Consider the following 12,893-nt stretch of genomic DNA (forward strand, 5'->3'; position numbering starts at 1 on the left):
CCTTATCTATACAGGACGTATTGGATAAAATTATGACATTAAAAAAATACCATCAAAAAAGAGATTTTAAAAAAACATCGGAGCCGAAAGGCAAAATCTCTCATCAATATCATCATTTATTTATCATTCAAAAACATGCAGCGCGTCATTTACACTATGATTTTCGTATTGAATTAGATGGTGTTTTAAAAAGTTGGGCAATACCTAAAGGTCCGTGTCTGGATCCCAGCGTTAAAAGGTTGGCGATGCATGTGGAGGATCATCCGGTGGAATATGGATTTTTTGAGGGCATTATACCAAAGGGTGAATATGGCGGCGGTACGGTCATGCTTTGGGATAAAGGAGTCTGGAAGCCATTAGATGACCATCCTCTTGAAGCATACCAAAAAGGCCATCTTCGTTTTGAATTAGATGCTGAAAAGTTAAAGGGACGCTGGGATTTGATTCGATTTAAAGACGAACAGCATTGGTTTTTAATTAAACATCAGGATGAGCAATGTCAGCCATTAAGTGATTATGATATCACCGAAGAACAGCCTAATAGCGTACTTACCAACCAATCTATTGATGAAATTAGCGAACATTATAATAAAGTGTGGATGAAACAAGGATCAAAAAAAATAACCTCCAGTGACTCTCCCCCTCAATTTAAAACCCCTAAGCTGAAAGGAATGGAACATTTAAAGACCAGCCCTTTCCCTGAATTCATTTCTCCTCAATTAGCTACTTTGGCAAGTAAAGCACCAACTGGAGATGATTGGTTGCATGAAGTGAAATTTGATGGCTATCGGATTCTCGCTTTTATTGATGGAGACCGTATTATTCTGAAGTCACGTAATAATAAAGAATGGACGCACTATTTTCCGGGTGTTGTTGAGGATATTAAAGCACTTAAATTAAAAAAAGCGGTTTTCGATGGCGAAATAGTGCTATTAAATAAAGAGGGGAAGTCGGATTTTCAGTTACTGCAAAACTCCATTAAAGAGGATCGTGAAGCCCCTTATATTTATTATATTTTTGATCTTCTCTATTACGACCAATACGATTTAATGCCTCTGCCTTTAATTAAAAGAAAAGAGTGGTTACATACCTTATTGAAAAAACAATCCTCCTCTCTTCATTATAGCGATTACATTCAAGCTCAAGGCCCGAGGGTCTTTAAACAAGCCTGCCATATGTCGTTGGAAGGAATTATTTCCAAAGAAGCCAATGCCCCTTACATCACTAAACGCAGTAAAGGCTGGTTAAAAATAAAATGCATCGAACGACAGGAGTTTGTTATTGGTGGCTATACGCCGCCTAAGGGCGGGCGTCATTATTTTGGTTCTTTATTCCTTGGCTTTTATAATAACAAGGGCGAGTTAGTCTATTCAGGAAAGGTAGGAACTGGTTTTAGTGATTCATCCTTACAAGAGGTCGGTACTCTGTTACAAAAGTACGTCCAACCTGACAATCCGTTTAATACACTACCCCCTGAATCACGCGGCGCCACTTGGGTAAAACCAACCCTTGTAGCCGAAGTTGAATTTACTGAATGGACAGCAGAAGGATATTTGCGTCATCCAAGCTTTCAAGGATTGCGTCTTGATAAAAAAGCAAAATCGGTTAAAAAAGAATTAGCACAATCATTGGAGAAACCGGAGAAGCTCTTGAAGTCTCAATCAAAACCTGAAATAAAGAAAAAATCGTCGTCCTTTAAAATAAGTCATCCTGATAAAATCATATATCCTGAGGATCACATCGCTAAGGAAGATTTGCTTCATTACTATGAGTTTGTTAGTCATTTAATGTTACCGTATTTAAAAAATCGTCCTTTAACGTTACTTCGTTGTCCCGAAGATTATCAGCACTGTTTTTATCAGCGTCATTATAATGAGGGTACTCCTGCAGAACTGAAAGCTATTACTATTGAAAGTAAAAAAAAACGCGAAAAATACATTTATTTAGATGATAAAAAAGGACTTTTGAGCCTGGTGCAAATGGGGGTATTAGAAATTCATCCTTGGGGTAGTCAGATTAAAACCCTTGAGTATCCTGATTGGATAACGATAGATTTAGATCCAGCCCCTGATGTGGAATGGAAAAAAGTAGTAGCGGCTGCCTTCGATGTCAAACGGAATTTGGAACAATATAAATTAACCAGTTTTGTTAAAACCACAGGGGGTAAAGGATTACATGTAGTAATTCCGATTAAACCAAAATACGATTGGGATGCGATAAAAAATTTTACTCATGTCTTTGTGCGTTTTATGGAGCAATTAAAACCGAAAGAATACATCGGTAAAATGAGCAAATCCAAACGAACAGGAAAAATATTTATTGATTATTTACGAAATCAACGGAGCGCCACCGCAATCGCTGTCTATTCTACCAGAGCACGACCGCATGCTCCCCTTTCTATTCCCATTGAGTGGGATGAATTGAGTCATGACAAAAGCGATACCGATTTTTTTCTGAAAAATATATTTGCCCGTCTCGATACTCAAAAAATAGATCCCTGGCAGAATTTTTTGAAAATGAAGCAGTCCTTACCTTTAGATGACCTGGAATAAATCTAAAGTAGTGAGTAAGTTCTATACTTAATCATAGGGTGTCACTTTAGAGGGCAAATCATGCCAAGACCATTATGGAAAGGATTCATTTCCTTTGGACTAGTCGCTATTCCGGTAACCATTGTGTCCGTTGAACAAAAAAATGAATTACATTTTCATTTGCTGGATTCTAAAGATAAATCAAGAATTCGTTATCAGCGTATTAATAGCGAGACTGGAAAAGAGGTTCCCTGGAGTGAAATTGTTAAAGGATATGAATTTGATAATGATAATTATGTGGTATTGACTGAAGAGGACTTTAAAAAAGCCAGTCCTGATGCATTTAAAACGATTGATATTGAGGAATTCGTAGATTTTAAAGACATCGATCCGCTCTATTTTGATAAACCTTATTATTTGGTTCCTGACAGTAAAAATAAGAAAGCCTATGTTTTATTGAGAGAAGCTTTAAAAAAAACTAAAAAAGTCGGAGTGGCTAAGGTCATTATTAGGACCAAAGAATATTTAAGTCTAATTCTTCCTCATAATCATGCGTTAATTATTAATTTGATTCGTTTTCAGCAAGAGATTCGCTCGGAAAAAGAGCTTGATCTACCAACTGAAAGTTTAAAAAGTTATAAAATTGTCGATCGCGAAATTGAAATGGCTGAAGATTTGATTAAGGCAATGAGTCATCCATGGAAGCCTGAACAATATCATGATGAATATCGTGAGGCATTAATGAATTGGATTGAAAGTAAATATAAGTCTAATACTAAGACTCAAACTAAAAAAACAGCCAGTCGACGACAGAAAAATGATGACGTGATTGATTTTATGTCTTTATTAAAAAATAGCCTAAAAAATAAAAAGGTATCAAAACCTGTTAAAAAAAGTAAAACAAGCTAAGGGCTGTCGAAAAAATATTTTTATTATGTTCAATAAGTTAGTGAAAAAAAAGAGTAGGGGAGTTGAATAAACTTTTTTATTGTCCTATCCCTATAGAATAATCATCAAATAAGGAGATAAATCAGATGAGTATTACCTTAAGGTCGAAACAGAGCTAAAACTACACGATTTCTGGGGTGTTTCTATATCACACAGCTGTAATTCGGGTCTTAATATCTGATAATTTTTAAATATAGTTTTGTACTCTTCAAGGAGAAAATGATGAAAAAAATAATAATTGCATTATTAACAATTTTTGCTTTTTCCTCAGCAAATGCTTTGAGTGGAAGTACTGATTCTGGCTCAAGTTCTAACGGAAGCACTAGTACTGGGACAAGTACTGGAAATACTAACAACACAGGCACAGATACGGGTGTAAGTACTGACCCTGGTACTAATACTGGCTCAGGTGTTGGTGCGGGTATTAATCCTGGCACAGATACCGGTACTAATAATAAAGACAAAGGCATAAGTACGGATCCTGAAACTAATACTGGAGCAGGTACGGGTACTAATAGCGGTACAGGCACTGGTACGGGCATAGATACAAGCACCGGTCATTAATTATTTGAAGCTCAGAGAGACTTTATTCTCTCTGAGTTTTGAAACAAACTTCTGTAATCAATAACAAGTGCTCGCGACTCAACGGCTGTGGCATTTCTCTTTGAGATGCCATGTAGCCGAATGGAGGTTGGTCTTAAGTTAAGTGCTCGTAGCCTGGTTGCTTGCAACCGGGGTCTGCCAATTTCCGGTTTCGAACAGATCCTGTCTACATGCAACCAGGCTACGTTTGCCCCTTTATACTCTCCCAGGGTGTAGGATAATGATTTTTAATGGGACTGATAATCTTGTTTAAAATGGAACATGTCCAGACCAATTTTTTCCAAATCATCTTCAGTTAAAAGTTTTTTAACTTCAGGAAAAAGTTTTTGCTCTTCTTCCGTAGCATGGTGTTCTACGTCATGTTTTAACTTAGAAAATTTTTGTTCCCATTCTTGTTGTGCATGAATGTGGTCAAATTGCTTGATAATTTTTTCAGCAATTTTTTCTTCAGATAATAAGTGCTTTACGGTGGGATTTAATCGTTGAGCGTTTTTAAAATGAGGGTACCAAACTTGGTGCTCCATGGTTTCATGTCTTATGAGGTCCTGGCATAAAGTTTGAAACATTTTTCTTTTGGTTTCTTCTTGATGAGAGGGATTATCAATCTCAGCTAATGCCTGTCTTACATGATTATGTTCTTTAATAAGAAAATCTATTGCATTCATAATATTCTCCTTAATATTCCATTACTTAATAATGAGAAATACCAGTTGATTAACATCCAATTCACTTAGCAGTTCAGTTTGCCCAATTTCCTATATGAAATTGATTATCTTATAAGACTAGTAAAATATACTGTGATTTGCAAAAAATTAACGCAAATGGCTGGGAAGTAAACCACATTATAAAAGTTGTTTATGTTTTAGATATTGCGTTTAGATAGCAATTTCTAACCTGAGACTATTAAATCCTACTGTACTAAAAGTCGGGCATTATAAGAATAAAAGCCGTGGTACCATAGCAAAACCAACTATTGTCATAAAACCTGAATTTTTGGACCGAATAATCGTTCCCACCAGCATGCCAAGGCCCGCATGAACAGTGAAATATTCTCTTCATGGAATTTATTGAAGTAATATAAAACTTACTGTATACGTATAGGTCTTAAGTTGTTTTTTAATTGATCTTTTTGTTGATTTCATGGAGTTCAATGTGACCCCTTTATTTCCTAATGCTGATGAGCCGCTTATTTTAAAACAAGGGGAGGTGGATGATTGTTACCTTTTAGCCTCTCTAGATTGTATTTTTAATGGTGGTGCGGAATACCTTCAGTTGTTAAAGTCAAAATTTGTTCGTACTAAAGATGGGGTTACGCTTAGAATCAAACGCACAGACCAGAGTGCTTATTTAAAACCTGAAAAAATGAAGGGCAAATATACCTATTTTCAAGACACGTTAACTAATGAAGATGTTTTTATTTTAAGTGAAAAAGTATTAAAAGAAATTGATGATTCAGAAAAAAGCGTCCAAACCAATTCCCTTGCAGTCAAAATTTTAGAACGAATCAGCTCTTACTATTATGTTGAGGAGTGGGATCATCTTGATGAAATGGCTAGTATTAAAGCCCATAGCATAAAATTAAGGCATAGCGAAACATCTACTGTTTTTGTTGGCAAGTTAATAGGCATCCAGGCTTATGACGGGGAAGACTTTGATGAAATCCTCAAATTAAAATTAATGAAGCCCCAAGAACCCGTTTATATGAGTATGGCGTATGGGGAAGCGGATGTAATGGGAAAAATTCATGAGCGTCACAGCTTAAGAATTGATAGTGTTGTTCCTAAACCCCACGGTGATTATGAGGTAATTTTAGTAAATCCTTGGGATAACCAAAAACGAGAGCGATATTTTTTAAAAGAACTGAAAAAAAGAGATTGTCGCTTTTGTATTTTTAGTACCAATCAACAGGAGTATGAACTGACCAGGATTCTATTAAAAAATCCTGTGGAGCGGGGAAAATATATTTTCGAGCATCCGGAACTGGTGAATATGCTCCTTGAAATACAAACAATGAATTTGTTAAGGGATTCCAAACCGATATTGTCTTGCATCAGCTTGCATCAACAAATGCCTTATTTGATGTCACTATATAATGTCTTATTAGTCGATGGACGAGTAAAATTGATTCAGTCCGTGGTTGAAAGCGGTGGCGATATGGAAAGGTTCATTAAATTGCTTATAACAAAAGTACCTCAAAAAGATTTAATTAAAATTATCCTTCAGTCGGAAACTCTTCAAGATCAAACAGTAAAAGTCCTAGTGGACATGGCTATTGAAGCAAAAAAACAAAAAAGCTCACCCGCAAGCCATCTTTTCAATAAACTATCATTTTTTAACCTGATAGTGGATGCTGCGATTTATCAGCGCTCAAAAAAGCTGAAGTGCAGTGTGGAGAATGCCAAACAAAAAATTGAATCAGGAATAATCAACTATTACTTTGATAACCATAAAAGAAACAAATTGGCTCAACATGCTGGTTTACAAGATTTTTTTATAGCAAATATTTTCTCAAATGCATGGATAGAGAAAAAGTATACTCCCAGATTTCTCTTAGCATATGCAGTGGCTAAATTTATTAGCGCAAAAAACTTCTCTTTAGCCATGATTGCGCACATTCAATCCAGCGATGCTTCTCTGGTAAATGAGGTATTCTTGAATGAAATTCTCTTTAATTGTCCCTGTGAAAATCCTCGAGAATTGTTTGCTGGTTTGCATGCATTAAACCAACTTAACCTTGAATTAGCACAGGCGTTATTACCGTTGGCTATTAAAAAAATCAAATTGCTTTTTAACGTCTCGATGACCCAACTTACTACAGATGTTGCATTGGAAAAGTCCAGCGAATTTAAATGGTGGTTTATATCTTTGACACGTGTTGCGCAATCAAAGCCTGTTGATAATCCGGACCCTCAATCTTTATTAATCCAAAAGGCTAAAAGGGTAGTTAGTACTTATGTCGAAAAAATCAAAAATTTCCCGGTAGTATTTGATTACTCTTTAGGTTCTCAAAGTATTGAACTCAGGTGTGCCAACTTAATACTCACACTCGAAAATAAAGTAAGAAGAAATCCTGATTTGAGAGAAGCTACAAAAGTCTTGGGCTTTATATCTCTACATCCTGAAATCAGTGACGTGCTGGCAGATAAAAAACGAATAATACAAGAAATTGCTGCTCAACAAATAAAGCAAAAAAAAGCTGAAAAAGTAATTATGAATATTGTGGAGCAAATTAATTTGTTTCCATTTTCATTTGAGAAAATTATTACCAGTAAAGCCATTGAATTACATTGTACTTCTCTGATAGCTAAACTTAATGAGCTCACTAAGGTTAATCCTTTATTGAATCAGGCACTTCAAATCCTGGGTCTTAAAGATCTGCATCCTCAAATAATCCTTGCTATGACGAATAAAATAGAGTTGATCAAGGGGGCTGCGTCTCAACAAAAGCTTAGTCTGGAACGTGCTGAAAGTGCAGTGCAGAGTTATGTAAAGCAAATTAATGATTTTCCATTTTCATTTTCTAATGTGGTTACTACTAAATCGGTAGTATTAACACGTACCTTTTTAATGCGTCAGCTTGAAGATATAGTGAAAGGAAAAGATTTGAGTGAAGCACAGCTTACCTTGGGGTATTTTGGGCAACATCCTGAAATAACGGATGCGCTTAATAATAAAAAAAGAGCGATTCAGCTGGAAGCAGGTATGACTGAAAATGCTATCACTTCCAAAAATGAAGCCTTCAAAACCATTCAGTATATCAAATTTGCAACTTACTTAGAGAGTGTACGCAAACTGGTTGAAATTTTAGAGGGTAAGGCAGAAAACAATAAAAATTATCAGAAAATTGCTGAAAAAGGACGTAATTTCTACAATACATTGGCAACAGCACAGTATATTTTCTTAAATTCAGGTAAACCTAAAGAAAAAAATACAGCTGAATTTAAGAAAAATTGTCTTAATGCAATTGAGACTGTTCCAGCGGTATTATTAGAACATCATGGTTGGATGCGGGCAATTGGGGATATTAATAAGGCTTTATCATCAATAATAACTTTAGCCAGTATTCATGGGACAACAGGTCGATGCGGATTATTTACCCAACCCATTAATGCAAAAACAACTCATAAATTGCCTTTAACACTTCCTGTGATAACTATTGGCTCAATGGCATCTGCTTAGAATTTTGTTCGGGCGAATAGGACAGTAGTCGACGGATCAGGCCTTTGAAAAACATCAGGTCTGATCCGGTAGCTTCTAAATGATTATCTGTAGCAACGTAATTGACCCCACATATTACGCCAGCAATGTGGATGATTGGGGACTGCAGTGGCTCCTGCACCAGGATGATTTAATATACATCCATGATAAGTATAGTGGTAACCGTAGCCACAGCCTTGAGCTGCATTGGCAGTTGATGTAAAACTTACCGCAAAAAATAATAGACCTATTATGCCAAGAGTACGTAATACTCTTGAAAACCACATAGAATCTTTATTCATGACATGCTCCTTAGATTTTATTGTTTTTCCTCCCTAAGTATAGATTTTATTTTTCAATTTGTGCAAATGATTGGCAAAAGGTTTTATTATTTCTAATATCGTCAGTCCGTAAAATGAATACATGACTTCAATCCATTCTCAATCCCTAATTCTTGAGTCCCTCTTTACGTCATTTCGAGTACCTTACGTTCATCTAGAGCACCTTACGTCATCTCGAGCACCTTACGTCATCTCGAGCATAGCGAGAGATCTCCTGGAATGAGCACCGGGTCATCATTTGGAGATCCCTCACTTCGTTCGGGATGACGTAAGGCGTTCGGGATGACGTAAGGCGTTCGGGATGACGTAAGGCGTTCGGGATGAACGTAAGGCGTTCGGGATGAACGTAAGGCGTTCGGGATGAACGTAAGGCGTTCGGGATGAACGTAAGGTGCTCGAGATGAACGTAAGGTACTCGAGATGACGAGATACAAAGCTCCACAGAAAGTTCAATGAACAACAATCTCTAAATTTATATCTACCAGAGTCGAAAAATGTATATTATAATAAGACTTTATTGTTCTTATCCCTCATTAGGGGGCCGTTAGCTCAGCTGGTAGAGCAGGAGACTCTTAATCTCTTGGTCGTAGGTTCGATCCCTACACGGCCCATCACTCTCAGTGACATTTGACTAAGCATTCCCTGTTTTGTTCTTTTGATGTACAATATGTCGATTAATGACCATATCACGGGAAAGGTGTGTCTACAGCTCAACCTCAAAAAGCATATCAATGGGTAGCCAGTTTATATTTTTTTCAAAGTATGCCTTTTGCCGTTGTGACCTTAATTGGCACACTCATGTATCAGCAGTATGGTCTGAAAAATGCCCAATCAATTTTTCTAACCAGTCTTTTAACGCTTCCCTGGGCTATTAAGCCCGTTTTTGCGCCTCTATTGGAATCTTGGTCCACCAAAAAAAGGCTGACGGTCTTGACTCAATTATTAGTATCAATTTTATTTCTTTTATTGGCTATTAGCGTCAATCATCATTATTTCCTGATGATCAGCATTCTGGGATTTGCTGGTTTAGCTTTGATTTCATCCCTTCATGATATTGTTTCAGATGGGGTTTATTTGCTCAATTTGGATAGCCAAAGTCAGAAGCGTTATGTGGGGTTACGCACCGTTTTCTACCAATTAGGGCGCTTGGTTATTAAAGGGGGGCTGCTGGCATTAATGGCACAACTCGCTATTTATTATGAAATAAATGTATGGCAAGCTTTTTTTCTCAGTTTATTCCTGATGGGATCTTTATTGACCCTTTATCACTTCATTAAACTACCTGAGATTGAGAAAAAAGCAGTATCTGTTAAAGAAAATTATTTTTTAATTTTCAAGAAGTTGTTAGGTAACCATTCTATATACCCTGCGTTAATTTTTATTTTTTTGTATAATTTTTCCGAAGCGCAAATGCAAAAAATTATTCCTGTGTTTTTATTAGATGAAACAGGGGTAGGTTTGCCTCTCTCAAAGGTAGGTGAAATATACGGCATTGCGGGCAGTTTATCGATGATGTTTGGAGTATCCATTTCTGCTTATTTGCTTACTCATTTCTCCATCGAAGGGTGTATAAAAAAATTAACTCTTTTAGGCTGTTTGGGGCACTTATTTTATTTGATGCTTCTTGGGTATGAAAATAAGGCCTACTTACTTTATGCCACAATAATATTCAGTCAATTTGTCGCGGGTCTGGTTAACGGTGCTTACATGAGCTATTTGCTTTCTATTGCCAATAAAAGTGACTACCCCATGTCAATGTACACAATTTGTACGGCTATTATGGCTTTGAGTTACGTGTTTTTTGGCGCGTTAAGCGGTTTGGTAGAACAATACACCGGTTACACAGTTTTTTTTGCTTATATTTTTATTGCTAATCTGTTGTTGATTGTCCTGACTTACTGGATGGTAGATAAGCATGATTAATTATCTTGAACAATTAGAAAATGCGTTGGTGCAAGCAAGTAAGATAGCAGATTGTGATCAAGCCCTAACTTCTTATTTGAATAAGAGAGGAATTACTACTTTTTCATTTACTTATTACGCCTATCATCCTAATTCTGCCAATAAATTAAAATATGACATGTGTTCTTCTAATTTCCGAACTTGGCATCAACATTATTTGGAAGAGCAGTATAACGATATTGATAGCACACTGAGCTTTGTTTATAACAATAGTTTACCGATCTATTGGAATTTACAACAACAACTTGCCCAGGCAACCAGTGACACAGAACGAAAGATGCGCGAGGACTCTATCGCATTTGGTGCTGAAGCAGGTTTATCCATTCCTATTCATGGGCCACATAATAATTTTGCTATTTTATTGCTGGTTCAAATGAAAAATGAATCATGTGATGTACAGCTGGCTCAAGCTCAATATGAGTTTTTTGCTGCTTCTCATTGTTATTATCACTACATTCAGTCGCACCTGTTGGATGAGGTAGGAGAAAAAGAACTTTTTGGCATAACCCAGCGCGAAATCCAATGTTTGCTTTTAATAGCTAAGCATTATTCGGTAAAACAAATGGCGCAGCAACTTGAAGTCAGTGAACGAACCATTAATTTTCATATTCAAAAAATCAATAAAAAGTTAGGCATGAAAAATAAATATCAGTCTTTAGCCAAGGCCTTAGATTATCAATTATTAACGCTATGAACCGCAAAAAATCTTAACGTATTACCCCTGTTAAAAATGACAGTGGTTTAGTAATTATCAAAGAAGTTAAAATTTCATCATTGCTTCTATTGGAGAAACAAAGTGAAGACTTTAAAAAAAATAGTGTTACCGATTATTGCTGCCTCATTAGTACCTTTAGCCGCTCAGGCCTCATTGACTTTGTATACTACAAGTTGGTCCATGTATGGTGAAAATCCTTATGAATACGATGGCGCTTATAAAAATGGTCAGCCATATGGAAAATTAGCTTACGTGAACAATCCTGAAATGGTTGCTCAATTTAATAAGGCAGATGTTATTGCCTGGGGGTTTTTACAAGTATGGAATAGCCAGGATCCGAATCAGGCACAATATCAAGTTCCAGGTTCGTGGAATGGTCTCATGCACTTTGATGATTTATGGGGTGAGTTGCCTTTAGAGGGATCATGGATATCACCACTCCCACCAGAAACAAAAGATTTTTTAACCTTTTGCGGTGCTAATAATGGGGCTTGTGCGGCCATACAAACCAATGGGAATACTGGCAGCAAAGAATTATTTGTTTATACCGATCAAAGGGGCGTGGGCCAGCTGAATAGTTTTGGCGCTTTTATTAACTCCAATAAATACACTGCGAAACGGATTATTGCTATCGGTGGTGCAAATACTGTTGAAAATAAAGCAGTCAGTACTTCTACCTTCGAGGCTATTTTTGCCAATCAAAATAAATTCTTAACTCAATTTAAGTCATGGATGGACCATTTTAAAAATTTACGGGGAGTTGATTATGATTTTGAACCTCCCATCGATTTGCAAACAGGAGGACAATTGCCTCCTGATGAAAAAACAAGTGCAGACTATAGGCACTTATTCGACCTGGTAAAAGCGAGTAGGCAAACATTAGGCAAAGATGCATATATTTCTGTAACAATTACCGTTAACAAAGAATATTTGGAGCAAATCAATCAGTCTGTTGAGGGCGGGTGGTTTAAAGAAATAGCTCCTTTTGTCGACAGTGTAAATTTGATGACTTATGATCTTCATGGTCCATGGAGCAAAAGCAGCGATCCTTATACGGCAGTACACGCTTATTTAAAGCAGCCTGATACCAATCATAAAGATGAATTTGCAATTAATTATGCAACCGATTCAATCACTGCCCAAGTACTATCTTACGGTATGCCCGCAGCTAAATTGCAAGTTGGTATTGCAGCGTACGGTCGAGGTTTTTCAGGTGTTACTCCTGGTGACGATGTCAATTATCCAGGATTTGAGCAATCATGGACAGGTGCCAGTCATTTTTCACCAGCCTATACCAAGCAAGATGGTTTATTACCCTATAATTCGGTTGATAAAGTAATCAACGAGCTGAATTATAAGACTTACTCCATCAATACCATCGGTGACGATAACCAACCCGTTGTTTCTGGAGCATATCTTTATAATCCTGCCACACAACAATTTATTGGTTATCAATCACCAGAAGTGATCAGGTCTTTATGTGAGTTTGTGAAAGCAAAACAATTGCAAGGAGCCATCATGTGGAGTGCGGACACGGATTTGCCTGTGTCCAATCCCAACAGTTTAGTGGCTACCTATAAAAAACATTGTAATTAG

The 12,893-nt window shown here is 36.8% G+C and carries 9 protein-coding genes and 1 tRNA gene; 8 read left to right on the top strand and 2 right to left on the bottom strand.

Features of this window, described 5'->3' with window-relative positions; genetic code table 11:
- The first annotated feature begins 32 nt into the window (after positions 1-32).
- The 3 genes from ligD to LOX96_RS06010 all read left to right on the top strand — a co-directional run bounded on the left by ligD (position 33) and on the right by LOX96_RS06010 (position 4,043).
- Positions 33-2,552, top strand: a complete 2,520-nt coding sequence (gene ligD, locus LOX96_RS06000) for a DNA ligase D (protein WP_250421835.1) — start codon at positions 33-35, stop codon at positions 2,550-2,552.
- A 60-nt stretch (positions 2,553-2,612) separates the two neighbouring features.
- Positions 2,613-3,440: a non-homologous end joining protein Ku gene (gene ku / locus LOX96_RS06005; protein WP_250421836.1), complete on the top strand. Its 828-nt coding sequence runs from the start codon at positions 2,613-2,615 to the stop codon at positions 3,438-3,440.
- A 261-nt stretch (positions 3,441-3,701) separates the two neighbouring features.
- Positions 3,702-4,043 (top strand): hypothetical protein, encoded by a 342-nt coding sequence (locus LOX96_RS06010; protein WP_250456354.1) that lies wholly within the window; start codon positions 3,702-3,704, stop codon positions 4,041-4,043.
- A gap of 266 nt (positions 4,044-4,309) precedes the next feature.
- On the opposite strand, the gene LOX96_RS06015 is transcribed toward LOX96_RS06010, so the two are convergent.
- Positions 4,310-4,747, bottom strand: a complete 438-nt coding sequence (locus LOX96_RS06015) for a hemerythrin domain-containing protein (protein WP_250421839.1) — start codon at positions 4,745-4,747, stop codon at positions 4,310-4,312.
- Between the two features lie 487 nt (positions 4,748-5,234).
- On the opposite strand from LOX96_RS06015, the gene LOX96_RS06020 reads away from it, so the two are divergent.
- Positions 5,235-8,261, top strand: coding sequence for a hypothetical protein (locus tag LOX96_RS06020; protein WP_250421840.1), 3,027 nt, complete (start codon positions 5,235-5,237; stop codon positions 8,259-8,261).
- A gap of 83 nt (positions 8,262-8,344) precedes the next feature.
- On the opposite strand, the gene LOX96_RS06025 is transcribed toward LOX96_RS06020, so the two are convergent.
- Entirely contained in the window at positions 8,345-8,581 is a 237-nt protein-coding gene (locus LOX96_RS06025) for a GCG_CRPN prefix-to-repeats domain-containing protein (RefSeq protein WP_250421841.1), read from the bottom strand.
- A gap of 577 nt (positions 8,582-9,158) precedes the next feature.
- On the opposite strand from LOX96_RS06025, the gene LOX96_RS06030 reads away from it, so the two are divergent.
- The 4 genes from LOX96_RS06030 to LOX96_RS06045 all read left to right on the top strand — a co-directional run bounded on the left by LOX96_RS06030 (position 9,159) and on the right by LOX96_RS06045 (position 12,893).
- Positions 9,159-9,231, top strand: a tRNA-Lys gene (locus LOX96_RS06030).
- An 88-nt stretch (positions 9,232-9,319) separates the two neighbouring features.
- Positions 9,320-10,543: an MFS transporter gene (locus LOX96_RS06035; RefSeq protein ID WP_250421842.1), complete on the top strand. Its 1,224-nt coding sequence runs from the start codon at positions 9,320-9,322 to the stop codon at positions 10,541-10,543.
- On the top strand, positions 10,536-11,276 hold the full coding sequence (locus LOX96_RS06040; protein WP_250421843.1) for a helix-turn-helix transcriptional regulator: 741 nt from the start codon (positions 10,536-10,538) through the stop codon (positions 11,274-11,276). Before LOX96_RS06035 ends, LOX96_RS06040 begins: the two co-directional genes overlap by 8 nt.
- Positions 11,277-11,378: 102 nt before the next feature.
- Positions 11,379-12,893, top strand: a complete 1,515-nt coding sequence (locus tag LOX96_RS06045; protein WP_250421844.1) for a glycosyl hydrolase family 18 protein — start codon at positions 11,379-11,381, stop codon at positions 12,891-12,893.

It is taken from the genome of Legionella maioricensis, from assembly GCF_023618015.1.
Classification (GTDB): Bacteria; Pseudomonadota; Gammaproteobacteria; order Legionellales; family Legionellaceae; genus Legionella; species Legionella maioricensis.